A 23803-nucleotide genomic window follows, 5' to 3' on the forward strand; every position below is an offset into this window, starting at 1 on the left:
CGCACACGGAAACGGCGCGCCACGGCGCGCCGTTTTTGTTTAGAGCCGCCGGTAGCTGGTGACGTCGCCGTAGCTGTTGGCCGCGATGCGGGCGAGCGCCGCGTCGAGCGGCTCGATCGCCACGGCCATGTGGTGTCCGTTCGCGTGGACAATGGTCTCGGCGTCCAGGCCCATGGCCACATGTCCCTTCCAGAAGACGAGATCGCCGCGGCCGAACTCCTCGCGCGCGATCGGACGGCCCATCTGCTCCTGCTGGTCAGCGTCGCGCGGGCAGGCGCGGCCGCAGGCGAACAGCGCCGCCTGCACCAGGCCCGAGCAGTCCAGGCCCAGGCTCTCGCGGCCGCCCCACAGGTAGGGGGCGCCTGCGTAGCGGGCGGCGACGGCCGCCCAGTCCTGCTGGTAGACGCCGATCGGAGCCAGGTGGTCGGCCGTCAGCCAGCCGGCGCCCGCCACCTTGGCGAGCTTGCCCTCGCGGGCTTCCACCTGGACGAGGCTGTTCAGGGAGAACGGCCCCGACGCCTTGGATTTGATGCTCGGCTCGGCAAAGGCGTAGGTGCGCAGGGCCGCCACATAATGCGTGGGAGCCGCTCGCGCCGGCGCGAGCTTCGCCGCCTCCACGAAGCCGCAGTAGCCGTCGCGGGGCGCCTGGCCGAAGACGAAGGCGCCCTCCTCTTCCAGCACCTGGAAGGGCTCGCCGAACAGCAGCTGGTCCATCTGCTCTGACGCGGCGTCGGGCGCGCGGTGGATCCCCGCCGCGGGCGCGGCGCAGGTCATTGGCGTGGGGTCCAGGTAGACCTCGGCCGCCACCAAACCCTCGAGGGCGCGCGCCGCGATCCCGTCGCGCAGGGGCGTGACGCGCGGGTCGAGGCTCAAGCGAAGCGCTCGCGGATCATGCCGAAGAGGCCGCGGATCGCCTGCGCCTCGCCGCCCGCCGGGCGGCCGGGCTGGCTGCGGGAATTCCAGGCGAAGACGTCGAAGTGCGCCCACGGCCCCGGCGGGGCGAAGCGCTGCAGGAACAGGGCCGCCGTCACGGCGCCGGCCTGCGCCCAGGCGTCGGGGTCGTTCTTCAGATCCGCGATGTCGCTGTCGAGGGCGTCCGCATAGGGCTTCCACAGCGGCATCCGCCAAACCGGGTCGGACGCGGCCACGGCATGCTTCTCGATGGCGGCGGCGAGCGCATCGTCCTCGGTGAAGAACGGCGGCAGGTGGGGGCCCAGCGCGACGCGCGCGGCCCCGGTCAGGGTGGCCAGGTCGATGGTCAGCGCCGGCTCCAGCTCGGCGGCGCGGGTGAGCGCGTCGGCGAGGATCAGCCGCCCTTCGGCGTCGGTGTTGCCCACCTCGATGGTCAGCCCCTTGCGCGAGGCCAGCACGTCGCCGGGCCGCATGGCGTCGCCCGAGATGGCGTTCTCCACGGCCGGCGTCAGCACCGCGAGCCGCACGGGCAGCTTGGCGGCCATGATCATCCGGCCCAAGGCAAGCGCGTGGGCGGCGCCGCCCATGTCCTTCTTCATCAGCCGCATGCCGGCCGAGGGCTTGATGTCGAGGCCGCCGGTGTCGAACACCACCCCCTTGCCGACGATCGCCACCAGGGGACGCCCGGCCTCGCCCCAGCGGATCTCGATCATCCGGGGCGCGCGCTCGGGGACGGCGGCGCGGCCCACCGCGTGGACGGCCGGATAGTTGGCCTCGAGCAGGTCGTCGCCTTGCACCACGGTGATCTCGGCGCCGTGCTGCTCGGCGATCTCGCGGGCGATGGTCTCGATCTGCCGCGGCCCCATGTCGTTGGCCGGGGTGTTGATCATGTCCCGGGCGAGCGCACAGGCGTGCGCCACCTGCCGGATCTCGGCCACGTCGCAGCCCTCGGCCACCAGGCGGGCGCGTTCGGCGTCCTTCTTCTTGTAGCGATCGAAGCGGTAGCTCCCGAGGGCGAAGGCGAGCGCGATCTGGCCGCGGTCCAGCGCCTCCGGCGCGCGGGCGATCCGATAGGTCCCGGCCGGCAGCTTGGCGGCGAGGCCTCGGAAGGCCATGGCATCGGGCGCGTGGCCGAGCCCGAACAGGACGGTCGACGTCGCGCCGTCCTCGCCCGGGACGGTCAGCACCTGGCCCGCCTTGGCCTTGAAATCGGCGGCGCGGGCGAAGCCCTTCACGAACGCCGGCGCGGCGTCGACGACAGCGGCGAGCTCGGACTCGGCGAGCGCTTCAATGGGGGTGGCGGTCTCGGCCGCCTCGAGGATCACGTCGGACATCGTCCCCACCTAGGCGGAAGACCCGGCCCGCCGCAACCGGTCAGGCGAAGACGTGAAGGGCGCCGATCAGCGGCGAGGCCGGGAAGGCCGCAAGGGCGCCTGCGCAGATGGCGACGCCGTAGGGCACGTTCTCGCCGGGCTGGGCGAGGCGGTTCAGCCATCCGGGGCCGCCCGTCACCAGGGGGCGGAGCCAGACGGAGCGCAGGGAGAGAAGCATCATGGCCAGGGCGCCGCCGGCCACGCAGGTCACCAGCAGGAAGCTCGCCACCGCCGGCCAGCCGAGCCACAGGGCGGCGGCCGCGAACAGCTTGGCGTCGCCGCCGCCGATCCAGTTCAGGGCGAACATGGCCATGCCGGCCAGCAGGGCCAGGAAGCCGACGCCGGCGTGCATCCCCACCTGCGGCAACGGCAGGCCAAGCGCCACGGCGGCCAGCGGGAAGGCGCCCAGCAGCGCCAGGGAGATCCAGTTGGGGATGGTGTAGCTGACCGCATCGCGCAGCGCGGCCGTGATCACCAGGGCGGGGAAGACCAGCACGAAAGCTGCGGCGAGATAGGCGGTCATTCTGAAGCCTCCGACCGGCGAAGCTTGGCGCCTGCGGGTGAACGGAGCGTTGCCCGGAATGCAGAAGGCCCCCGGCGCATCGCGCCAGGGGCCTCCGCTACGCTACTGAGCTTGTGGCCGGCCTTAGGCGGCCGGCAGAGCCGCGTCGACGTCGTTGAACGCGGCGGCCAGCTTGGGGCCGATGGACTGCAGGGCGGTCACGATCACCACGGCGATCAGGGCGGCGATCAGGCCATACTCGATGGCCGTGGCGCCGGACTCGTCCTTGGCGAAGCGGGCGATGAACTTCGACATACTCAATCTCCTTTTCAGGGCAGCGGGCTGACCCAGCGTCTGCTGCCCCTGCCGATACCGTCCTCACGATGCCGGTCGCCCACTTAACCCCCAGTATTCGCGCATGCTAAACGCAAGTTCACCATTAGCCCTTCTTAACCACGACCGCTTTCCTCTCGTAAAATACAGCACTTAAGCGGGAGTTAGCTCTGCGGGCCTAGGTTCGTCGCACCTCCTTTCGCGAGAACGCGCGCCCGCATGAGCCCCCGCCCCACCCGACGCCTGAAGGCCGCGCTCGCGCGGTTCGGCCGCGCCCGCGAGGGCGCGACGGCGGTCGAGTTCGGCCTGGTGGGGATGATCGCCATGACCTTGATGTTCGGGGTGCTGGAACTCGGCCTGCTGCTGCTCACCACCACCACCTTGGAGAACGCCACCGAGGCGGTTTCGCGCCGCGTGCGTACGGGCGAGTTCCAGACGACCACCGCCAACACCAAGGCCACCTTCAAGACCCAGGTCTGCGACGCCATGGGCTGGCTGAGCCCGACCTGCGACGCCAACCTCTTCGTCGACGTGCGCACCTTCGGAAGCTTCTCCGGCCTCGCGGCGGCGACCCCGCAACCGGGGGCGACGTTCAACCCGAACACCACCTGCTGGGCGCCGGGCGCGCCCACCGACATCGTCCTGGTCCGGGTCTATTACAAATGGAAGCTGATGACGCCGCTGGTCGGCGCGGTCTTCGAGACCATGGGCTCCGGCTCGGGCGTCCGCCTGCTCTCCGTCACCACCGCCTTCCGCAACGAGCCCTACAGCGACGAGCCGCCGGGAGGCGCAGCATGCTGAAACGTTTCCGCAGCGACCAGCGCGGCCTGGCGGCGCTCGAATTCGCCCTGATCGCGCCGATCATGACGAGCCTCTATCTCGGCCTCTCCGAGCTGACGCTGGCGATGATGGCCGAGCGGCGGGCGAGCCACGCCGCCTCTGTGGTCGCCGACCTGGTCGCCCAGTCGCACCAGATGAACGCGACCACCATGACGGACGTCTTCCACGTGGCCGACGCCGTGCTGCGGCCGTTCCCGGCCGACACGCTCGTCATGCGGGTGACCAGCGTTAAGGCCGACGCCAACGCCGTGCCGAAAGTGGTCTGGAGCCGGGGCGACGGCATGACGGCGCTGACCGCCACCCAGACAGCGCCGGGCGTGCCGGCCAACCTGCTGCTCGCCGGCGACAGCGTGATCATGACCGAGGTCAGCTACACCTGGACCTCGCCGCTTCAGAAGGTGCTGCCCGAGCCCCTGAGCTTCAGCCAGACCTTCTTCCTGAAGCCCCGCCGGTCCTCCGAGGTGCTCTGGTCCAACGGCTAGCCGCCGTCGAGGGCGGCGGCGAGGACGCCGAGCAACGGGTCCGAGCCGAAGGGGCGGCCGTCCAGCGACTCCACCCGACGGAGTCTCACCAGGCTGTTGGTCACGAACACCGCGTCGGCCGCGGCCAGGGCGTCGGGGCCCGTCGCCACCTCGTCCAGCGGCACCCCGGCAGACCGCGCGACGGCGATCACCCGGGCGCGCGTGATCCCCGGCAGGACGCCGCAGTCCAGAGCCGGCGTGAACAGCCGCTCGCCGGCGATCCAGAAGAGGTTGGCGGCCGCGGCGCAGGCGAGCTCGCCGCGCGTGTTGAGCATCAGCGCCTCGTCGGCGCTCGCCGCGCGCGCCTCGCGACGGGCCAGCACGTTGTCCAGGTAGGACAGCGTCTTGAGCTGCGAGGCCGCCGAGGTCTCGTTCCGCCGGATGCTGGCGGTGGCCAACCGCACCGGCCCAGCGGGCTTCGGCGACGGAGCCGCCGTGGCGAACATCACAGGCGTGAGCGGGTCAGGCCGGTCGAGCCCCCGCCCGCCGCCGCCCGCCGTCAGCGTCAGGCGCACGGCCGCCCGCGCGCCGTCGAGGCCGGCGCTGGACAGGGCCTCGTGCATGCGCCGCGCGGCCTCGGCGCGATCCGGCTCTGGCAGGCCCAGCGCCGCGCAGCCGGCGGCCAGCCGGTCGAGGTGCGCCTGCTCGTCGCGCAGGCGGCCGCCCTCGGCCAGCAGGGTCTCGAAGAGCCCGTCGCCCAGCAGCAGGCCGCGGTCGTCGGGACCGATCATCGGAGCGCCCGGCCCCCGCCGCGGACCAGGAACAGCATGGCTAGCCCGATCGCCAGCAGGACGTTGATGGTGGCGAAGCCGCCCTGTTGGGTGCCGGTGAGCCGCGTCCCGAGGTTCACCAGGGTGGGCGCAAGCCAGGCCGTGGCCACGCCGGAAAGGGCATAGACGCCGAAGAAGGCGCCGGTCTGCTCCGGCGGGGTGAGGCGCGTCAGCAAGGTGCGGCTGGAGGCGTACTGGGCGGTGATGAAGACCGCATTGAAGAAGCTGATGATCACGAAGACCCAGTCGGGCCAGTGGCGGAACACGGGGCCGTCCCACAGGGGCGTGGCGGTGGCCGCATCGTAGCTCCACAGGAACAGGATCCGGTCCGGCGCCATCCCCAGCAGGGCGAGGAGGCCGAGCACGGTGATGAAGATCTCGATCTTCAGCGCCGTCTTCGGCCCGAGGCCTTCGTCCATCCAGCGGGCCACGAAGCCGCCCAGCACCGCCACCACCGAGAGCAGGATGCCGTAGGCCAGCATCTCCAGCGGTCCCCAGCGCATCACGCCCACCGCATAGACGCCGGCGTAGATCAGCACGCCGTTCATCCCGTCCACGAAGAACATCCGGGAGACCAGGTAGAGCACTGCGTCGCGGTGGCGGCGCACGGTCTTCAGCATCCGCCCCAGCTCGGCGGCGCCGTCCGCCCACGCCTTCCACATGGGTATGCCGGTCTTGGGCGCGTCCGGCGTGAAGAGGAACATCGGGATCGAGCCCAGCAGCAGCAGGGCCGCGGCCATCAGGGCCACCACCCGCTCGGGCTCGTGGGTGGCGGGATCGAGGCCGAACAGCGGCGCCGCCGGCACGAAGGCCCAGTCCACCTTGCCCGGCAGGGCGAACGCCCAGGCGGTGAACACCAGCGCGATCACCGAAAAGCCGTTGCCCAGCGACAGCGCCAGGCCCGAGGCCTTGTGCGCCGCCTCCAGCCCGGCCGCGCGGATCAGCAGGGAGTTGTGGAGCACCTCGGCGTAGACGAACAGCACGCGCGCCCCGATCACCAGGGCGGCGACCATGGCCAGGCTCAAGCCGCCCCCCGGCGCGGCGAACCACAGGGCCGCGATCATCGGCACCATCAGGCCGACGATCAGGCCGAGCCAGCCCTTGCGGGGCCCAAGCTTGTCGATCGACGCCCCGAGGAAGGGCGCGGTCACCACCACGATCCAGCCGATCAGCTGGTCCCAGTGGGAGATCATCTCCTGGCCGCGGACCGGGTCGCCCACCAGCACCGCCGCCACATAGGGCATGAAGATGTAGATGGTGACGAGGATGATGAACGGGTCGCGCCCGCCCTGGTGCAGCGCCCAGGCGACGCCGCCGCGGTTCAACCGCCCGTCCCCGCCGAGTTGCGAGATGATCGGCGGCTCGACGACGGCCGCCGGGCCGTCGGCGTCCAGGGACTTCGGATCGGACACGCTCAACCCCTCCACCGCGTCTTGCAGCGCGGCCTTGGCGGGACGTTAGACCCGAACTGGCTCAGCCCGCCAGCTTCGCGTCCGCGGCGGCGAGCACCGCCGTGGCGTCGACGGCGCGTCCCTGGGCCGCCAAGGCCTCGCAGAGCGCGGTCAGGCAAAGGCGCACATGCCAGGGCGTCGCCGAGGCGCCCATCAGGCCGATGCGCCAGACCTTGCCCTTCAGCGGCCCGAGGCCGGCGCCGATCTCCAGGTCCCACTTCTCCAGCACGTGAGCGCGCACGGCGGCCTCGTCGACGCCGTCAGGGACGCGCACGGCGTTGAGCTGCGGCAGGCGATGGCTCTCGGCCACCAGGAACTCGAGCCCGGCGGCCTGGAGGCCGGCGGCCAGGGCCTCGTGCATGCGGGCGTGCCGCACGATCGCCGCCTGCTGGCCCTCCTCGAACAGGATGACCAGCGACTCGTGCAGGCCGTAGAGCGCGTTCACGGGCGCGGTGTGGTGGTAGGTGCGGCCGCCCTCCCCGCCCCAGTAGCTCATCAGCAGGTTGAAGTCGCAGAGCCAGTTGCGGACCTTCTCCTTGCGCGCGCCGATCGCCGCCTGCGCCTGCTTGGAGAGCGCGATGGGCGACAGGCCGGGCGGGGCCGAGAGGCACTTCTGCGTTCCCGAATAGACGACGTCGGCGTCCCAGCCGGCCACGTCCACGGGAATGCCGCCGAGCGAGGTCACCGTGTCGACGATGGACAAGGCCCCATGCTCGCGGGCCAGCTTGCACAGCACGCCCGCGTCGCTGCGCGCGCCGGTGGAGGTCTCCGCATGGACGAAGGCCAGCACCTTCGTGGGCGCGGCGGCCAGCGCCTCCTCGACCCGCGCCGGGTCCACCGGCTCGCCCCAGGCGTGGTCGACCGTGACCACCTCGGCCCCGGCGCGCCCGGCCATGTCGGCCATCCGGCCGCCGAAGGCGCCGTTTACCGCGACGACCGCGCGGTTGCCCGGCTCCAGCAGGTTCATGATCGCCGCTTCCATGCCCGCGGTGCCGGGCGCCGGCAGGGGGACGCAGGCGTGGTCGGGCGCATTGAACAGCCGCTGCAGCGCCGCCTTGATCTCCTCCATCAGCCCCTGGAATGCGGGGTCGAGGTGGCCGACGGTGGGCCGGGCCAGCGCCTGCAGGACGCGCGGCGGGACGTCGGACGGGCCTGGGCCCATCAGGACGCGGCGGGGCGGCTGGAAGCTCTGCATCATCACTCCGTGAAACACGCGCTGGTGATTAGGCGCAGGAACGCCCCCCGCGCAATTCTGGCGTCGGGCTTCTCCCAAGAGGTCTGTCCCTAGAAAGCGCCCGTCACGGTTTGCGGAGGCCGTGGCGGGCGCCGTCGTTTGAGGCCTCAGCCGAGGATGCGGTCGTGGATCCGCTCGCGCAGCGGCGCGTCCAGGCCCAGCACCTCGTCCAGGTAGCCGTCCAGCGACCCGTGCTGCTCGCGCATCACGTCGAAGGCGGTTTCCAGGTACTCCGGGGCGACGCTCATGGCGACGCGCACCGCGCCGTCGCTGGGCGTGCGGCCGGTCTCTTCGCGGATGATCTCCTGCAGCACGGGGGTGCGCAGCGCGATCCGCTCGGGATCGTTGGTCAGCAGGTAGTCCTCGACGATGTCGTCGTCGTGCACGCCGGCCAGGTGGTGGGTGAGCGCGCAGATGATGCCGGTGCGGTCCTTGCCGGCCGCGCAGTGCACCAGGATCGGCCCCTCCGTCTCGGCCACGGCCCGGAAGTAGCGGCGGTAGAGGTCGATGTGGCGGGGCTCGTGCGGCGCGGCCCGGTAGTAGTCCATCATGTACTGGTGGAACGAGTTCTCCGTGAGGTCGGAACCGCGGAGGAACGCGTGCCAGGGATCGTCGTGAGCGTGGCCGATGTCGTTCTCCACCACCTGAGCGGCGAAGCCCTGCCAGCGACGGGACGGGTCGCGCTGGCGCTCGTTGGGCCGGCGCAGGTCGACGATGACCGCGATCCCCATGGCCGCAAGTTTCTCGAGATCGGCGTCGGTGGCCCGGGCCTGGTGCGCAGAGCGGTAGAGCCGCCCCCGCCGCAGCCGGCGGTCGCCCGCCCGGTAGTCCCCGAAGTCCCGGAAGTTGTCGATGCCCTCGAAGGCGATGCGGCGGCTGCTCATGGGCCGTTCCTTACCGGCCTTCCGTGACGGAATGAAGAGAGAACAACGGACCACTCCTCTCCCGCGCCGCGGGAGAGGGGGAGCGCTTATCGGAACGGCGGCTCGTCGAAGCTGCGCAGCTTGCGGCTGTGCAGGCGGGCGCCTTCCTGGCGGAGCAGGTCGACGGTGGCGATGCCGATCTGCAGGTGCTGCCCGATGGCCCGTTCGTAGAAGGCGTTGGCCTGGCCAGGCATCTTGATCTCGCCGTGCAGCGGCTTGTCGGAGACGCACAGGAGGGTCCCGTAGGGCACCCGGAAGCGGTAGCCCTGGGCCGCGATCGTGGCGCTCTCCATGTCGATGGCCACGGCCCGGCTCTGGTTGAACCTGAGGGCGCTCGACGAATAGCGGAGCTCCCAGTTGCGGTCGTCGGTAGTGACCACCGTGCCGGTGCGCAGGCGGCGCTTCAGCACGTCGCCCGCCTCGCCGGTGACGTTCTCCGCCGCCCGGTTGAGGGCCACCTGCACCTCGGCGATCGGCGGGATCGGGACCTCCGGCGGCAGGACACCGTCCAGCACGTGGTCGTCGCGCAGGTAGGCGTGGGCCAGCACATAGTCGCCGATGGTCTGCGAACCGCGCAGTCCGCCACAGTGGCCGATCATCAGCCAGGCCTGCGGCCGGAGCACGGCGAGGTGGTCGCAGATCGTCTTGGCGTTGGAGGGGCCCACGCCGATGTTGATCAGGCTGATCCCAGCACGGCCCTCGGCCATCAGGTGGTAGCCGGGCATCTGGTGCTTGCGCCAGGCGCCGGCGGCGACCGCGGCCTCCGGATCGGGGGTGTCCTTCGTCACGTGCACGTGGCCGGCCGCCGACAGCGCCGTGTAGGGGCCCCCCGCCTTCAGCTGGGCGCAGCCCCAGCGCACGAACTCGTCCACGTAGCGGTGGTAGTTGGTGAACAGGATGTACTGCTGCACGTGCTCGGCGGGCGTGCCGAGGTAGTGGGCGAGCCGGGCCAGCGAGAAGTCGGTGCGCAGGCCGTCGAACAGGGCCAGCGGCCGGGGCCGGTCGAGGTTGTAGACCCAGGCGCCGTCGGCGATCTCGTCGCCGATGTGGGCGAGCTCGGTGGTCGGGAAGTGGCGGGCGATCTCCGCCGCGCCGATGTCGGCCAGCGCCAGGTCCTGGGCGCCGTCGAGCACGTAGGGGAAGGGAATCTCCTGCCGGCTGCGGCCGACCTCGATCTCCACCTCGAAGTCCTGCATCAGCAGGTCGAGCTGCTCGATCAGGTAGTCGCGGAACAGCCGCGGCCGTGTGACCGTGATGCCGTAATGGCCCGGGTTGCCGATGCGCGCGAAGGCCCGGCTGATCCGTGGATAGGCACGGCCAGGCGGCCAGCTCAGCCGCAGCTCCGGGTAGGCGTAGGTCCCCTGGGCCCTCACGTCGGGCGCCGGCGGCGCGCCGCCGCCCAGGAACCGCTTCAGGTCGCTCCGCAGGGCCTCCACGCTCCTGCGGTACTCCTCTTCCAGCCGATCGACGATGCCGGCTGCATCCGTTTTCATGTTCATCCGGGGCCTTATAGACGCCAGATCAGCCGGTTGCGAGCCGCCTTGACCTTGCCGGGATGGACGGCGCCGGACTTCCCCGCCACAAAGGCCGGCAAGACGACATTCTCGCCGGGACCTACATGAACCGCCTTTTCACCTACTTCATCGTCGGCGCCATGGTGCTGGGCGTGCTGACGGGCTGGATCCTCAACCAGACCCTGGACGCCGCCCAGGCCGAGGCGGTCGCCGACAACCTCTCGATCCTCACCGACGTCTTCCTGCGGTTGATCAAGATGATCATCGCTCCGCTGGTCTTCTCCACCCTGGTGGCCGGCATCGCGCACATGGGCGACGCGTCAGAGATCGGCCGGGTCGGCGTGAAGACCATCGGCTGGTTCATCGTGGCCTCTATCGTCTCCCTGACGCTGGGCCTCGTCATGGTGCACATCCTGCAGCCCGGCACGGGCATGTCCCTGGCGCTGCCGACCGCGGAGGCCGGCGCCCCCGTGGACGTGGCCAAGTTCAGCCTGAAGGAGTTCGTCACCCACCTGGTGCCGGCCTCCATCGTGGACGCCATGGCGCGCAACGAGATCCTGCAGATCGTGGTCTTCTCGGTGTTCGTCGGCACGGCCGTCTCGGCCATCGACGACAAGGCGCCGGCGGTGCTGGCCCTCGTCGAACAGGTCGCACAGATCATGCTGAAGGTCACCGGCTACGTCATGAAGACCGCGCCGGTGGCGATCTTCGCCGCGCTCGCGGCGACCATCGCGGTGCAGGGCGTCGGCGTGCTGGCCACCTACGCCAAGTTCGTCGGCGGCTTCTACCTGTCGCTGGGCATCCTGTGGGGCCTGCTGATCGCAGCCCTGGTGCTGATCGTCGGCGCGCGCGGGCTGAAGCTGATGGCCGGCATCCGCCAGCCGACCCTGCTGGCCTTCTCGGTCGCGTCGTCCGAGGCCGCCTACCCGCGGACCCTCGAGGAGCTGCAGAAGTGGGGCGTGAGCCGCAAGGTGGCGAGCTTCGTCCTGCCGCTGGGCTACTCGTTCAACCTCGACGGCTCGATGATGTACTGCACCTTCGCCGTGCTGTTCATCGCCCAGATCTACGGCATCGACCTCTCCATCGGCCAGCAGATCACCATGCTGGCCCTGCTGATGGTGACTTCGAAGGGCATGGCGGGCGTCCCGCGCGCCTCCCTGGTGGTGATCGCCGCCACCCTCACCTACTTCGGCCTGCCGGAAGAAGGGCTGCTGCTGATCCTGGCGGTGGACCACCTGCTCGACATGGGCCGCTCGGCTACCAACGTGGTCGGCAACTCGGTGGCCTCGGCCGTCGTCGCCAAATGGGAGAACCAGATCGAGCTGCCGGCGGCGGAGCCCAGGCCCGCCTGATCGTCTCGCTCCGCTCCCCCGCGGCGGCCGCGGGGGAGCAGATTCTTGTTAAGCTTACAATTTGACGTGGGATTCACCGCGTCCCGCCCAAGGTGGGCGCCTCGTTCCGTTCGAGGCGTCCCGCTCCCGTGCCCGATCACGCCGACATCCTGGCCGAGCTGCAGGCCCGCGTGGCCGAACTCGAGGCCGAGCGCGCCCTGACGCTGCGCCTGGCGCAGACGGACTCGCTCACCGGCCTGGTCAACCGCGGTGCCTTCACCGAGGCCCTGGCGTCCCGGCTGGAGGCCGCCCGGGCGGACGGCGGCCGGGTGGCCCTGTTCGTCATCGACCTCGACCGGTTCAAGCACCTCAACGACACCCTGGGTCACCACGCCGGCGACCTCCTCCTGGCCGAGGTGGGCGAGCGCCTGCGCTGGAACGCCGGCCCCGGCGAGCTGGTGGCCCGCCTGGGCGGCGACGAGTTCGCGGTGATTTCGCCCACCGCCGACGTCGCCCGCCGCGCCCAGGAGCTGGTCTCCATTCTCGCCCAGTCGCACGACATCTACGGCCGGCACGTGGCCCCCGGGGCCAGCGTCGGGGTGGCGGTGTTCCCGCAGGACGCCGCTGACGCCTCCGACCTGCAGCGCTTCGCCGACCTGGCGCTCTATCGCGTGAAGACGCTTGGCGGCCGCCGCTGGAGCGCCTTCGACGCCGAGCTGCGCGCGGAGAACGAGCGGCGCCGGACGCTGGAGGCGGAGCTCCGCCGGGCCATTCCGGCCGGCGAGATCGAGCCCTGGTTCCAACCCGTCGTGGAGGCCGCCGACGGCCGCATCGTCGGCGTCGAGGTGCTGGCGCGCTGGAGACATCCCGAGCAGGGCCTGCTGTCGCCGGCCGCCTTCGTACCCATCGCCGAGGAGCTCGGCCTCATCGGCCGCATCGACGAGGCGGTGTTCGAGGCCGCCTGCGCCCGCGCCGCGCCTTGGGTGGCCGAGGGGCTGATCGAGCACGTGTCCTGCAACGTCTCGCCACGTGAGCTGCTCGATCCGGCCTTCTCACGCAAGCTGATCGGCCGTCTGGCGCAGACCGACCTGCCGGCGACCGCGCTTTGCGTCGAAATTACTGAGACCTTCCTGCTGCAGGATCTGGCGCTCTCGCGCCGCCACATCGAGCGGCTGGCGGCCAAGGGCGTGAACATCGCCCTCGACGATTTCGGCACCGGCTATTCGAACTTGCGGGCGCTCATGCACCTGCCAATCCAGACGGTGAAGCTGGACCGCTCGCTGATCGATGACGTGGCCCGTGACGCCCGGGTCTCGAAGCTGGTGGGCTCCATGCTGCACGCCGCCCGCTCTCTCGGCGTTTCGCTGGTCGCCGAGGGTGTCGAGGATCAGGCGCAGGCCATCTTCCTGCGCGCCGCCGGCTGCGACCGCATGCAGGGCTACCTGTTCGCCCGCCCGATGCCCGCCGACGAGCTGGAAGCCCGCCTCCGGGCCGAGGCGGTGGACACTCCCCGCGCCGCCCCGCTGCGCCGCCGCGCGGCGCGGTAGAGCCCCTGCCTCCCGTGCGAAGCGGCGGAGGCAGAACTGGAAGGCGACGCTGCAAATCCCCATATCCGGTCAGGGACATTCGCCCTCCACCTAGGACCCATGCGCAACCATCTCCGCACCTTCGCCCTCCTGGCCGCCCTGACCGCGCTGTTCGTCGGCGCGGGCTATCTGGTGGGCGGTCCGACCGGCATGGCGATCGCCTTCCTGTTCGCCGCGGCCATGAACCTCGTCAGCTACTGGAACGCCGACAAGATCGTGCTGTCCATGTACCGGGCCGTCGAGGTGGACGAGGGCCACGCCGAGCCGCTGATCCGCAACTACGTCATCGACACGGCCGAGCTCGCGCAGCGCGCCGGGCTGCCCCGGCCGAAGATCTACGTCATCGACCAGGACCAGCCGAACGCCTTCGCCACGGGGCGCGACCCCGCGCACGCCGCCGTCGCCGCCACCCGCGGCCTGCTGGCCATGCTCGACCGGCGCGAGATCCGCGGCGTCATGGCCCACGAGCTGGCGCACGTGAAGAACCGCGACACCCTGACCATGACCATCACGGCGACCATAGCCGGCGCCATCGGCGCGCTGGCCAACTTCGCCTTCTTCTTCGGCGGCCGTGACGAGGATGGCCGGCCGACCGGCGTCGTGCCCGCCATCGCCATCGCCATCCTCGGCCCCATCGCCGCCAGCCTGGTGCAGATGGCCATCAGCCGCCACCGCGAGTACGCGGCCGACGCCGAGGGCGCGGCCATCTGCGGCGATCCCGGCGCCCTGGCCTCGGCCCTGCAGAAGATCGAGGCCTACGCCCGGGGCGGCTACGTCAACGCGGACGCCGAGCGAAACCCGGCCACGGCGCACATGTTCATCATCAACCCGCTGGCCGGCGGGCGTCGCGGCGACAACCTGTTCTCCACCCACCCGGCGACGCACAACCGCGTCGACGCGCTGATGGCCCTGGCCGGCACCGCCGGCGCGCGGCCGATCGTCAGCGGCGGAAGCCCGCGTGGGCGGTCCGCCACGGCGGTTCCGGTCACCGGCCAGACCCGCCGCGGCCCCTGGGGCAGCTAGGCCTTCCGCAGCTCCTCCGGCTTGTGGGCGGCGATCGCCCCCGTCTTGCCGGACTTCACGATGTACTCGGGGTTGTCCTTCGAGGCGGCCACCTTGTGGCCCTTGATCGTGGTGGGGGTGGTCTGCTTGCGGACCACCTCGCCTGTCGTGGTCCCCTGGCTGTGGTCCCACTCCACCTTATCGCCGGCCTTGAAGGTCTTCTTCGCGGGCATGTGCGGCCTCCGTTCCAGAAGCCAACCACGCGCGCAGATTTCTTGTTCCACCTGCTCTAAAGAACTACTATTCTCCCCCTGAAGGCAGGGTTGAAGGACGGGAACGACGTGCCGAGGAACTATCGTATGCGCGCCTACGCCGACGACGGCGGCTTCCTGTTCGGCGCCACCATCCACGCGTCGGACGACGAGAACGCCGTTCAGAAGTTCCGCAGCCTGCCCCTCAGAGGGCGGCGCGCCGAGCTGCTCGACGGCGGGCGGCGGGTGGCGGTCCGCCCCGCCGCTGCCACGGCCAGCGACGGCGAGCCCGCCTGAGCCTCAGTCGGCGCTGAGCGCCTCCGCCTCGGCGGTCAGCCGGTCGCAGGTGGCGAAGTCGCGGCGCCGGAACGCCGCGGCGGCAGCCTTCCGCAGCAGCAGGTGGGCGGCGTCGGGAAAGCGGACGCGAAGCTTCGCCGCCCACGCCTCGGCCGCATCCGCCGGCAGCTGGGCCTCCTCGCCGCGGGCCTGGATCATGCGCGCGGCCTCGGCCAGCGCCGGCCACTCCATGAGGAACCGCAGCCCGGTCTCGAAGTCGCGGTGCGCGGCGGCCAGGTCAAAGGCCTTCTGCTCGGCCTCGACGTCATCGAAGTCGGGCAGCCGGCGCACGTAGTCGCGGGCGCGCTCGGCCGACAGCGTGCGCTCGAAGGACGCCCAGCGGGCGGCCTGGGCGTCATCGCGGCGGCCGGAAGCCTCCAGCCAGGCGATCCAGGCGCCTTCCCACTCCGGGTCAGGCTCGGCGGGACGGCGTGACAGGCCCGTCGCCGCCTTCGGCGCTGCGCCCTCCAGCACCCGGCCAGCCTCGTCCGCACGGCCGGCGGCGAGCAGGCGCATGGCCACCTCCGCCGCGACCGATGGATCCTTCAGGGCCTGCTCGGTAAAGGTCGCGCGATAGGCGTTGGCGTCTCCTGTGGCGTCCGCCAACCGGCGCAGGATCGGCAGCCAGGACGCCGTCGCCCGGGCGTCCGCGCTCAGCCGCACCAGGGCCACATGGGCCAGCTCCGGCGACACCTTGCCCAGCACCGGCTCCAGCCGCGTGGCCCAGCCCAGGGGGTCGGCCGCGATCGCTTCGGCCAGGGCCGCCCCGCCACTGGTGGAGTCCCCCCGGGCGAGCAGGGTCCCCACGTCCTCCGCCACGCGGCCGAACACCGCCGCCAAGCTGCCGTCCTTGTCGCGCATCCGGCCGGCGATCCGCCGCTGGGCGCCGATCAGCTGCCACAGGCGGGCCAGCGCCGCGTCCGGCTCAGGGCCGGCCAGCCGGTCCACGATCAGCACCCGCAGCGCCTCCACGTCGCGCACGAAGGCGCCGCGCTGGCGCCAGGACACCTTGCCCTTGCTGGTCTCCAGCGAACCGAGCCGCTTGTCGATCTCCAGCGCGAGGTGCTCGGCCCCCTGCTCGGCCGCGAGCTCCATCCGCAGCCGCCGCTTCAGCTCGGGCCGCCCGTCCGCCGTCTGCGCCAAGATCTGCGCCAGGCGCTCGACCCCCAGCCGCTCAAGGTTCTCCGGCGTGACCTTCTTCAGACTGGCGACGGTGGGACGCTTTGGCATGGAGGAGCGAACGTGTGCGCCCCTCGCAAGCTCCGCAAGGGATCATTCCTCCCCACCCTCTCCCTCTCCTCCTCCGCGAGGTGGGAGAGGGAGAGGGATCCCTGGTCAGAACCTCTGCGCGCCGTCGAGACGGATGGTCGTGCCGTTGAGGAAGTCGTTTTCCACGATCTGCACCGCGAGCTGGGCGTATTCGTCAGGGTCGCCCATGCGCTTCGGATTGGGGACCATGGGGCCCCAGTGGGCCTGGGCCTGCTCGTCGGTCATCCGGGACGAGTAGGCGAAGGTCAGGAAGGTGCCGGGCGCGATGGCCATGGCGCGGATGCCGAGCGGGGCCAGATCGCGCGCGATGGTCAGGGTCATGCCGATGATCCCGCCCTTGGCGGCCGAATAGGCGGACTGCCCGGGCTGCCCCTCGTAGCCGGCGATGGAGGCGGTGTTGATGATCACGCCCCGCTGACCGTCCTTGAGGGGCTCGTTCTTCGCCATGGCCTCGGCGGCCATGCTGGTGACCGCGAAGGCGCTCACCAGATAGACGTGGACGGTGTGGTGGAACTGGCTCAGCGGCAGGCGCTGGCCCTCGCGATTGACCACCCGGGCCGGCCCCTTGGAGCCGGGCGGCGGCGGGCCGCCGTGCACCACCACGGCCGCGCGCAACGGGCCCAGGCCCACCGCGGCCTGGACGGCGGCTTCGATGGAGGCCTCGTCCATGATGTCGGTGCGGACGTAGATCGCGCCATTGCCGACCTCGCGGGCCAGGGCCTCGCCGCGCTCGTCGTTGACGTCGGCGATCACCACCCGCGCGCCACGCTCAGCCAGCCTGCGGGCCGTCGCCCCGCCGAAGCCGCCCGCGCCGCCGGTCACCAGGGCCGAAGCCCCCGCCAGATCCACCATCCGCATCCTCCCCGAATTCGCTCGGCGCCTTCCACGACGCCTGATCGTTGAAGGCCTAGCGCGCGTTCCGCGCCGTCAGCCTACACCCCGACACAAGGAGCTTCCCGCGATGATCACCCGCACCGCCACCGCCCGATACGAAGGCACGGGCAAGACCGGGAAGGGCTGGATCTCCACCGGCTCCGGCGTGATGAAGGACCAGCGCTACGGCTTCGGGTCCCGCTTCGAGGGCGAGCCGGGGACCAATCCGGAGGAGTTGATCGCCGCCGCCCACGCGGGCTGTTTCACCATGGCCCTGTCTTTCGCCCTGGCCCGCGCCGGGATCGAGGAGGGCGCGCTGGAAACCACCGCCCGGGTGAAGCTGGAGCCGGAGGGCGAGGGCTTCCGGGTCAGCCGTTCGGACCTCGAGCTGAAGGCGAGCGTCCCCGGCATCGAGGAGGCCCGCCTGCGGGAGTTGGCGGCGGACGCCAAGGCCAACTGCCCGATTTCCAAGCTGCTCAACGCCGAGATGGAGCTGACCGTCACCGTAGGCTGACGTCAGCGCTCCAGGGCGAACTGAACGGAGAGGCTCACGCCGACCGCCACCTCTCCCGGCTGCACCGGTGCGGGCGGCGGCGGAGGCGGCGGCGGGGCCATGGCGCCGGCGGCGCGACCGACCATCATCACGTCGCGGACCACGGGATAGTAGCCGCCGCCCTCGGTCATGCTGACGATGCGGACGGTGCGGAAGCCCGCTTCCCGCGCGTAGAGCTCGGCCCGGGCGCGGGCGTTACGCAGCGCCTGCACTCGGGCCTCGTCCGTGGCGGCCTCGGGCTTGTCGAGACTGAAGTAGGGGCCGTCCACCTGGTTGGCGCCGGCCGCCACCAGGGCGTCGACGATTCGGCCCAGGTCGGTCACGCGGCGCACCTTCACCGTCAGGGTGTTGCGGGCCTCGTAGCCGATGATCCGGGGCGTCTGCGGCTCGGGCGCAGGCTCGGTCACCGATCCATCCGGATTGCGCACCGGCCGCGGCGGCTGCGGATAGTAGTACTGCGGCGCGAGCTGAAGGGTGGAGGTCTGCAGATCCCGCTCGGCGACGCCGGCCCGGCGAAGCGCAGCGATGGTCGCGTCCATGCGGGTGGAGTTGGCGGCCAAGGCTGCGGCGGCGGTCTTGGCCTGGGTGACCACACCGGCGTTGAAGGTGGCGAGGTCCGGCGCGCGCTCCGAGCGGCCTTCGGCGGTGACGTTCAACAGGGCCCCGTCGGCTGACAGCACCACGGCCGGCCTCTCAGCGGGCTGGGCGGCGGCGGCCGTAGCGGCGGCCAGGGACAGGCAGGCAAGCGCGATCGCAGTTCTCACAGGCGGTCCTCCGGATTTACAATTGCAACGCTCGACCACCGCCTTGCGACCACACGATGTCCGAGACACCGATCCAGAGCACGGCCGCCCGCCTGACAGACGGCGAGCCGCCAGGTGCTGCGGCTGCTGGCCGAGGGCCATATGGCCAAGTCGATCGCTGTCGAGCTCGGGCTCTCGGTGAACACGGTCAACGAGCGCCTGCGTGAGGCGCGGCGCAAGACCGGAGCGGGCTCCAGCCGCGAACTGGCGCGCGCGCTCAAGGCCCAACGCCTGCCTCTAGAAAAATTGGGACGAGGAAATCGGGATGGCGCAGCGCACGGCGTGGCCGCCATTGTCCGCCCCGGAGCGCGTGGCCGGTTCCGCGCGCCCGTGATGATGGGAGCCTTCGCCTTGGTCCTGATCGCCTCTGCCGCCGGCGCCTTCGCCGCTGTCGCCCTGTTCCAGTCGTCCGCCGCGCCCGCGGTCCAGGCCGCGCCGCCGCGTGTGGTCTCCACCTCCCCCGCCGCCGGCGCCATCCTCGCTCCAGGCGCCTTCGAGCTGAAGGTGACCTTCGACCGCCCCATGACGGCGGGCAGCCACTCCTATGTGGGCGATCCGAAGACCTTTCCGAAGTGCGCGCCGCGGGCGACGCTCTCCGACGACCGCCGCACCTTCACCCTCTCCTGCATCGCGGAAGCCGGGCGAACCTATGCGGTCGGCTTCAACAACCAGCTGCACCGCAATTTCGTGAGCGCCGACGGGACGCCGGCGACGCCCGCCCACATCCGTTTCTCGGTCCGCTGACAGCTTTCGTCTGTCCACTGACGCACTCCCCTTAGGTGCGATTTCCGGCCGCGCAAGGCTCGGTGGCATAGAAAGCACAGCCGACAACCAGCGAGTGTGCGACCGAAAGCTTTGCTGTTGTGGGGCGCAGCGACGCCCTTTAGACGCCCGCCTCCCAAAAACGAGAAAAGGGGATCGCGAACATGCGCATCACTCTCATGGCCACCGTCGCCGCCGCCACCCTGCTGTCGGCCGCCGCCGCCCAGGCCCAGACCGTCGGGTACGTCGGCGGCAACTATGTCCGCACGGACGGCGACGTCGCCGGCTTCGATGTGGAATCCGACGGGTTCGAGATCGAAGGCGCGGCCGCCTTCGACGCCGGCAATCTCGGCGTGCAGATCGACGGCGCTTTCGGCGACTCGGAAGACGCCGACAGCGTCTGGACCGCCACCGGCCACCTGAACACCCAAGTGGGCGCCGCCCAGGTGGGCGGCTTCGCCGGCTTCGTGACCAGCGACGGCGACACCCTGTGGGGCGTCGGCGCCGAGGCGCAGGCGGACCTCGCGCCGAACACCGTGCTGTACGGCCAGATCGGCTACGGCAAGGCCGACGACCTGGACGTGGACGCCTGGGCGCTGCGCGGCGAGATCCGCCAGTACTTCACCGAGACCTTCAAGGTCACGGGTTCGCTCGGCTACATCACCGCCGATGCGGACGGCGCCGGCGACCTGGACGCCTGGACCTTCGGCGCAGACGCGGAATACCAGTTCGCGAATACGCCGTTCTCCGTGTTCGCGGGCTACGAGCGGCTGGAGTTCGACGACATCGACGCCGACGCCAACACCTTCCGCATCGGCGGCCGGTTCACCTTCGGCGGCAGCCTGCGCGCCCGCGACAAGGCGGACCAGAACGGCGTGTCCAAGCTGTTCGGCGGCCTGACCAACTAAGCCGTTCCGTTTTGGAAAGGCGCTCCCGGCTCCTGCCGGAGACCGGGAGCGCCGACCAGTTCCTCTGCAGCGCCGCGCCCACGCATTTGTGAAATGGCGACGCTCAGCTCAATCGCGACAAACCGACCCTTCAAAAAGTTTCCCGTCCGGAGGGACGTGAAATGACACAGGGATCAGTCTGCGATGGCTAAATGGGAGCCCCAGCAGGGGAATTGGAAACACACGCTCTACGGAACCGATAACGGCGAGTGGCTGGTCGGCTACTCGTCCGACGACACCATCTACGCCAACGGCGGCGACGACCGGGCCGATGGCGTGCACGGCACCGACATCCTGGACGGGGGCGACGGCAACGACACCCTCGACGGCGGCACCGGCACCGACTACCTGACCGGCGGCCTGGGGGCCGACACCTTCCTGGTGGGCGCGAACGGCGGCTGGGACATCATCTACGACTACCACCGCGAACAGGGCGACATGATCGCCGTGAAGAAGGCCGGCACCACCGACTACACCGTGGAAGTCCGTGACGGGGACACCTTCGTGAACTTCGGCAACGGCGACGGCATCGTGCTCGTCGGCTACACCTCGTTCACCTCGAACGACCTCACCTTCTACTGACGCCGTCTGGCGCCCCGCCGGGCCGCGCGTCCGCCGTCAGGCGGCGGCGCGGCCCGGCGGGCCGCTAGTGCCCACCCTCCACCCAGGGCACGCCGGCGGCCGCGAAGGCCTCGGCGAGCGCCGCCTCGAGCTCCAGCGCCTCCCAGGCGCGCAGGGGATTGAGATGGGCCGTGAGCTCCGGCAGCAGCCGCACCCCGAACCGCCGGACGGCGCCGCTCGCCTTGTAGCCCGCCTTGTGCTGGTCGAAGCGCAGGTCGGGATCCCGTGAGGTCTGGCCCACGTAGAGGCCCCACGGATCGCGCCGCCTGGGGTCGTGGAGCAGGGCGACATAGACCGAATGTCCTGCGCCGCGGGCGCCCGCCGTGGTCGCGCGGAAACTCGCCGCCGTGCGCTCGGCGCGGCCCATCCACGCGGGGCGGCTCCCCTCTCCAGCCATGCCAAACCCTAGGGCGCCGCGGGGCGTAAAGCATCCTTCGCAACCGTTGCTTAGGGAGAACATGGTTGCATGGGCTGACCGGCCGTGGGGGCGGCTGGGGGAGGGCGCGCATGAACCTGGCGGCGGCGAAGATCCTGCTCGTCGAGGACAATCGCAAGATGGCGGACCTCGTGCGCGCCGTGCTGAACGGGCTGGGCGTCGCACATCTGGCCCACCTGGAGACGGCGCCCGCGGCCTTGCAGGCGCTGGATTCGGCGGCCTTCGACCTCATCCTGCTCGACCGGCATCTCGGCGAGGTCGACGGGCTCGATCTGGCCCGCCAGATCCGCCGCCACCGCCGCGCGGCCGTCGCCGAGACGCCGATCGTCATGCTGACGGGCTCGGCCAGCGCCGAGTCCGTGCGCGCCGCGCGCGACGCCGGCGTCAACGGCTATCTGGTCAAGCCGTTCACCGTGGTCGCCGTCCACGAACGGCTCGTCGCCACCTTGAGCCACAGGCCGCCGTTCATCCGCTCCGCCACCTACATCGGGCCTGACCGCCGCCGTCGACGGGACCCGGCGTTCACCGGGGCCGAGCGTCGCCGCGCCGGCCGCGCCTCGGCCCGCTAAAGCCCGACCGCCTGTTCAATAGGCCGGAACCCCCGCCCGGCGGCGCCGTTTCGCCAGCAGTGGTGTGTGGCGTAGGTGCTTGGTCATGGCTCGACGTTCCGGCTTCTGGGCGGCTCTGCTTCGGCTGGTGAAGCTCCGCAAGACCTCGGCGGCTCCCAACCCCATGTCCGAACGGCTCGAGCGCGAGCTCGCCGCCTACCGGGCGCGCGGCGCCGTCTGGACGCCCGACCCCGCCACGCTCCGACGCATCGAGGTGGCCCTGTTCTGCCGTGCGCAGACGCCCGATGTCGCCGGCCCGCCCGCGGCCGCCGACCAGGGCTGAGCCTCAGCCGCCCGCCACCCGCGGGCTCTTGCCGCCGGGCCTGGGCGCGAACGGCAGGAAGGGCGAGGGCCCGTAGATCCAGCCGTCGCGTATGAAGAAGCCGGTGTCCACGTCCTGGGCGCCTTGCGGTCCGAAGATCCAACCGTTGGCCACCCAGAAGCCGGTGCTGGGCGGCGCGGCCGTCGCCTCCGGCCCGTCGTACGGCCCCCAGATCCAGCCCTCGTGCAGCCAGTAGCGTCCGCTCTGCGCCGCGTCGCTGCTGTAGATCCACTTGTCGTCGATCCAGCCCGCCGCCACCGCCATTCTTACGCTCCGCCAGACGTGGCGGCAGCCTAGCACGCGCGGGCCGCGCGGGAACGGACCGGCCGCTCGCGGCTTTGCCTTTCGTATGGCTGGCCGGGTGCGTCCGATGAGGATTGGGTGACAGAACGCAAGCTCCGCGTCGTCGATGGCGACGTCGTCTACGACCTGGGACGACGTCCCGAAAGCGTGCCCGAGCGCGCGCGGCGCCTGATGCACGAGGCCCAGGTGCTGGCCTGCGAGGAGGTGGAGCAGCTCCGCGCCTCGCTGGGCGAGAGCCTGCGCCAGGCCGAAGCCATCCGCGACGGCGGCGACATCTTCCCGGTCGGCGTGCGCGAACAGGCCCGCCAGCTCGCCGAGGCCCTGCCGCTCGCCATGCAGACCCTGCAGGCCTTGTCCGAACGGCGCCTGCGCGAGATCACCGGCGCGCCCGTCCCGCCGGTCTGGCGCGGCGGCTGAGCGGACTTGCGCGGGCCGCAGGCCTGTCGGACCTTCCGCCCACGGACCCGGAGAGCGAATGCGCAAGGCGGAACGCACCAAGGCCCTCTACGCGGGCTCCTTCGACCCGGTCACCCGAGGCCACCTCGACGTGGTGCGAAAGGCGCTGGCCACCTTCGACCACGTGCACATCGCCATCGGGGCGAACCCCCGCAAGGAACGCGCCTTCTCCCTCGAGGAGAGCCTGCGGCTGATCCGCGGCTCGGTCGTCGAGCTCTGGCCCGAGGCTGGGGCCGATCCCGACGGGCCGCTGTTCGGCGGCGCCCTGCAGGTGGGCGAGTACACCGGCCAGAGCCTGATCCGCTACGCCCGGGTGATCGGCGCCACCCATATCGTCCGCGGCCTGCGCGAGGCGACGAACTTCGGGGAGGAGTTCAACCTGCACGGCCTCGCCGAGCGCCTCGACCCCTCGGTGCCCATGGTCCACTTCATCTGCGACGCCCAGTTCCTGCACGTCTCGTCCAGCACCGCCAAGGAGCTCGACGCCATCGGGGAGGACATCGGCTGGCTGGTCATGCCCTGCGTCGCCGAGGCCTTCCGCGCCCGCCGCGCGGTGGCCGGCTGAGCCTCACCAGCGCCCGAAGCGCCGCGCCATCAGGAGATGCATCGCCCGGTGCAGCCGGGCGCACACCTCCGGATCCGCCTCCCAGCGTTCCGCCATCCGCCCGAGCTCGGTGAACACATCGGTGGCGTCGGGCAGGCCGCCGTCGCCGCGCCGCTCGAAGGCGCCCAGCAGGGCCAGCAGAAGATAGCCGGTCACCGGCAGCGGCTCGAGGTCCTCCAGCTCCGTCGCCCGCGCGCGCGTCTCCCGGCGCTCCGCCGGAAACCGCACCACGTTGCTGGTCTTCAGGGCCCTGCTCTCGTCCGCCATCTGCGCCTCCTGCCGGCCACCAGTGCCCCGGCGGGCGGGTCGGCGATGCGCCCCAGGTCACACTGCGGGCGGGCGCCGCGGGGGGGGGGGGGGGGGGGGG

Annotated in this window: 30 protein-coding genes; 14 read left to right on the plus strand and 16 right to left on the minus strand. The window is 71.3% G+C overall.

What is annotated here, in order from left to right; translation table 11 throughout:
- Window positions 1–39 precede the first annotated feature (39 nt).
- From VIL67_RS18465 to VIL67_RS18480, 4 genes are all read right to left on the minus strand, one after another.
- Window positions 40–873 (minus strand): C40 family peptidase, encoded by an 834-nt coding sequence (locus tag VIL67_RS18465; RefSeq protein ID WP_332050389.1) that lies wholly within the window; start codon window positions 871–873, stop codon window positions 40–42.
- A complete protein-coding gene (locus VIL67_RS18470; RefSeq protein ID WP_332050390.1) occupies window positions 870–2246 on the minus strand; it encodes a leucyl aminopeptidase family protein in 1377 nt (458 codons plus the stop codon). The genes VIL67_RS18465 and VIL67_RS18470 overlap by 4 nt, the downstream gene beginning before the upstream one ends.
- Window positions 2247–2286: 40 nt before the next feature.
- Entirely contained in the window at window positions 2287–2808 is a 522-nt protein-coding gene (locus tag VIL67_RS18475) for an A24 family peptidase (protein ID WP_332050391.1), read from the minus strand.
- A gap of 123 nt (window positions 2809–2931) precedes the next feature.
- Entirely contained in the window at window positions 2932–3102 is a 171-nt protein-coding gene (locus tag VIL67_RS18480) for a Flp family type IVb pilin (RefSeq protein WP_332050392.1), read from the minus strand.
- Between the two features lie 237 nt (window positions 3103–3339).
- Here VIL67_RS18480 and VIL67_RS18485 point away from each other — a divergent pair, with 237 nt between their 5' ends.
- Complete coding sequence (locus VIL67_RS18485; protein WP_332050393.1) at window positions 3340–3921, plus strand: TadE/TadG family type IV pilus assembly protein; 582 nt, start codon at window positions 3340–3342, stop codon at window positions 3919–3921.
- On the plus strand, window positions 3915–4442 hold the full coding sequence (locus VIL67_RS18490) for a TadE/TadG family type IV pilus assembly protein (RefSeq protein ID WP_332050394.1): 528 nt from the start codon (window positions 3915–3917) through the stop codon (window positions 4440–4442). The genes VIL67_RS18485 and VIL67_RS18490 overlap by 7 nt, the downstream gene beginning before the upstream one ends.
- On the opposite strand, the gene VIL67_RS18495 is transcribed toward VIL67_RS18490, so the two are convergent.
- The 5 genes from VIL67_RS18495 to VIL67_RS18515 all read right to left on the minus strand — a co-directional run bounded on the left by VIL67_RS18495 (window position 4439) and on the right by VIL67_RS18515 (window position 10358).
- A complete protein-coding gene (locus tag VIL67_RS18495) occupies window positions 4439–5212 on the minus strand; it encodes an aminotransferase class IV (RefSeq protein ID WP_332050395.1) in 774 nt (257 codons plus the stop codon). The two genes, VIL67_RS18490 and VIL67_RS18495, sit on opposite strands and share 4 nt — an antisense overlap.
- Window positions 5209–6663 (minus strand): MFS transporter, encoded by a 1455-nt coding sequence (locus VIL67_RS18500; RefSeq protein ID WP_332050396.1) that lies wholly within the window; start codon window positions 6661–6663, stop codon window positions 5209–5211. Before VIL67_RS18500 ends, VIL67_RS18495 begins: the two co-directional genes overlap by 4 nt.
- A 61-nt stretch (window positions 6664–6724) precedes the next feature.
- A complete protein-coding gene (locus VIL67_RS18505) occupies window positions 6725–7897 on the minus strand; it encodes a pyridoxal-phosphate-dependent aminotransferase family protein (protein ID WP_332050397.1) in 1173 nt (390 codons plus the stop codon).
- A 146-nt stretch (window positions 7898–8043) separates the two neighbouring features.
- Window positions 8044–8820, minus strand: a complete 777-nt coding sequence (locus VIL67_RS18510; RefSeq protein WP_332050398.1) for a tyrosine-protein phosphatase — start codon at window positions 8818–8820, stop codon at window positions 8044–8046.
- Window positions 8821–8906: 86 nt separating this feature from the next.
- The gene (locus VIL67_RS18515; protein ID WP_332050399.1) at window positions 8907–10358 is read right to left on the minus strand and encodes an AMP nucleosidase; all 1452 of its coding nucleotides are present in this window, start codon (window positions 10356–10358) and stop codon (window positions 8907–8909) included.
- A gap of 119 nt (window positions 10359–10477) precedes the next feature.
- On the opposite strand from VIL67_RS18515, the gene VIL67_RS18520 reads away from it, so the two are divergent.
- From VIL67_RS18520 to htpX, 3 genes are all read left to right on the plus strand, one after another.
- Window positions 10478–11725 carry a dicarboxylate/amino acid:cation symporter gene (locus VIL67_RS18520; RefSeq protein WP_332050400.1) on the plus strand — a complete coding sequence of 416 codons (1248 nt, stop codon included), beginning with the start codon at window positions 10478–10480 and terminating at the stop codon, window positions 11723–11725.
- Window positions 11726–11853: 128 nt separating this feature from the next.
- The gene (locus VIL67_RS18525; protein ID WP_332050401.1) at window positions 11854–13251 is read left to right on the plus strand and encodes a putative bifunctional diguanylate cyclase/phosphodiesterase; all 1398 of its coding nucleotides are present in this window, start codon (window positions 11854–11856) and stop codon (window positions 13249–13251) included.
- 99 nt (window positions 13252–13350) lie between these two features.
- Window positions 13351–14313 (plus strand): zinc metalloprotease HtpX, encoded by a 963-nt coding sequence (gene htpX / locus VIL67_RS18530; protein ID WP_332050402.1) that lies wholly within the window; start codon window positions 13351–13353, stop codon window positions 14311–14313.
- On the opposite strand, the gene VIL67_RS18535 is transcribed toward htpX, so the two are convergent.
- The gene (locus VIL67_RS18535; RefSeq protein ID WP_332050403.1) at window positions 14310–14525 is read right to left on the minus strand and encodes a hypervirulence associated TUDOR domain-containing protein; all 216 of its coding nucleotides are present in this window, start codon (window positions 14523–14525) and stop codon (window positions 14310–14312) included. The genes htpX and VIL67_RS18535 overlap by 4 nt on opposite strands.
- Before the next feature lie 126 nt (window positions 14526–14651).
- Here VIL67_RS18535 and VIL67_RS18540 point away from each other — a divergent pair, with 126 nt between their 5' ends.
- Window positions 14652–14840 carry a hypothetical protein gene (locus tag VIL67_RS18540; protein ID WP_332050404.1) on the plus strand — a complete coding sequence of 63 codons (189 nt, stop codon included), beginning with the start codon at window positions 14652–14654 and terminating at the stop codon, window positions 14838–14840.
- A 3-nt stretch (window positions 14841–14843) separates the two neighbouring features.
- Here VIL67_RS18540 and VIL67_RS18545 read toward each other — a convergent pair whose 3' ends face one another.
- Window positions 14844–16109 (minus strand): DUF6880 family protein, encoded by a 1266-nt coding sequence (locus VIL67_RS18545; protein ID WP_332050405.1) that lies wholly within the window; start codon window positions 16107–16109, stop codon window positions 14844–14846.
- 105 nt (window positions 16110–16214) lie between these two features.
- The gene (locus VIL67_RS18550) at window positions 16215–17000 is read right to left on the minus strand and encodes an SDR family NAD(P)-dependent oxidoreductase (protein ID WP_332050406.1); all 786 of its coding nucleotides are present in this window, start codon (window positions 16998–17000) and stop codon (window positions 16215–16217) included.
- A 109-nt stretch (window positions 17001–17109) separates the two neighbouring features.
- Here VIL67_RS18550 and VIL67_RS18555 point away from each other — a divergent pair, with 109 nt between their 5' ends.
- A complete protein-coding gene (locus tag VIL67_RS18555; protein ID WP_332050407.1) occupies window positions 17110–17535 on the plus strand; it encodes an OsmC family protein in 426 nt (141 codons plus the stop codon).
- Window positions 17536–17537: 2 nt separating this feature from the next.
- Here the strand turns inward: VIL67_RS18555 and VIL67_RS18560 are convergent, their stop codons facing one another.
- Window positions 17538–18338 carry an SIMPL domain-containing protein gene (locus tag VIL67_RS18560; protein ID WP_332050408.1) on the minus strand — a complete coding sequence of 267 codons (801 nt, stop codon included), beginning with the start codon at window positions 18336–18338 and terminating at the stop codon, window positions 17538–17540.
- A 114-nt stretch (window positions 18339–18452) separates the two neighbouring features.
- On the opposite strand from VIL67_RS18560, the gene VIL67_RS18565 reads away from it, so the two are divergent.
- The 3 genes from VIL67_RS18565 to VIL67_RS18575 all read left to right on the plus strand — a co-directional run bounded on the left by VIL67_RS18565 (window position 18453) and on the right by VIL67_RS18575 (window position 20668).
- Complete coding sequence (locus VIL67_RS18565) at window positions 18453–19121, plus strand: LuxR C-terminal-related transcriptional regulator (protein WP_332050409.1); 669 nt, start codon at window positions 18453–18455, stop codon at window positions 19119–19121.
- 182 nt (window positions 19122–19303) lie between these two features.
- On the plus strand, window positions 19304–20047 hold the full coding sequence (locus VIL67_RS18570; protein WP_332050410.1) for a hypothetical protein: 744 nt from the start codon (window positions 19304–19306) through the stop codon (window positions 20045–20047).
- 183 nt (window positions 20048–20230) lie between these two features.
- Window positions 20231–20668, plus strand: a complete 438-nt coding sequence (locus tag VIL67_RS18575; RefSeq protein WP_332050411.1) for a calcium-binding protein — start codon at window positions 20231–20233, stop codon at window positions 20666–20668.
- Window positions 20669–20732: 64 nt separating this feature from the next.
- Here VIL67_RS18575 and VIL67_RS18580 read toward each other — a convergent pair whose 3' ends face one another.
- Window positions 20733–21074 carry a GIY-YIG nuclease family protein gene (locus VIL67_RS18580; protein WP_332050412.1) on the minus strand — a complete coding sequence of 114 codons (342 nt, stop codon included), beginning with the start codon at window positions 21072–21074 and terminating at the stop codon, window positions 20733–20735.
- Between the two features lie 140 nt (window positions 21075–21214).
- Here VIL67_RS18580 and VIL67_RS18585 point away from each other — a divergent pair, with 140 nt between their 5' ends.
- The gene (locus tag VIL67_RS18585; RefSeq protein WP_332050413.1) at window positions 21215–21712 is read left to right on the plus strand and encodes a response regulator; all 498 of its coding nucleotides are present in this window, start codon (window positions 21215–21217) and stop codon (window positions 21710–21712) included.
- A gap of 85 nt (window positions 21713–21797) precedes the next feature.
- Window positions 21798–22034, plus strand: coding sequence for a hypothetical protein (locus VIL67_RS18590; RefSeq protein WP_332050414.1), 237 nt, complete (start codon window positions 21798–21800; stop codon window positions 22032–22034).
- 3 nt (window positions 22035–22037) lie between these two features.
- Here VIL67_RS18590 and VIL67_RS18595 read toward each other — a convergent pair whose 3' ends face one another.
- Window positions 22038–22337 (minus strand): hypothetical protein, encoded by a 300-nt coding sequence (locus tag VIL67_RS18595; protein ID WP_332050415.1) that lies wholly within the window; start codon window positions 22335–22337, stop codon window positions 22038–22040.
- 117 nt (window positions 22338–22454) lie between these two features.
- Between VIL67_RS18595 and VIL67_RS18600 the strand changes: the two genes are divergently transcribed.
- Together VIL67_RS18600 and coaD are read left to right on the plus strand one after the other, a co-directional pair.
- The gene (locus tag VIL67_RS18600; RefSeq protein WP_332050416.1) at window positions 22455–22793 is read left to right on the plus strand and encodes a hypothetical protein; all 339 of its coding nucleotides are present in this window, start codon (window positions 22455–22457) and stop codon (window positions 22791–22793) included.
- A gap of 58 nt (window positions 22794–22851) precedes the next feature.
- Window positions 22852–23397: a pantetheine-phosphate adenylyltransferase gene (gene coaD, locus VIL67_RS18605; protein ID WP_332050417.1), complete on the plus strand. Its 546-nt coding sequence runs from the start codon at window positions 22852–22854 to the stop codon at window positions 23395–23397.
- Between the two features lie 3 nt (window positions 23398–23400).
- Here coaD and VIL67_RS18610 read toward each other — a convergent pair whose 3' ends face one another.
- A complete protein-coding gene (locus tag VIL67_RS18610) occupies window positions 23401–23703 on the minus strand; it encodes a hypothetical protein (protein ID WP_332050418.1) in 303 nt (100 codons plus the stop codon).
- Between the last annotated feature and the right edge of the window lie 100 nt (window positions 23704–23803).

This window comes from Phenylobacterium sp. (assembly GCF_036563385.1).
Classification (GTDB): Bacteria; Pseudomonadota; Alphaproteobacteria; order Caulobacterales; family Caulobacteraceae; genus Phenylobacterium.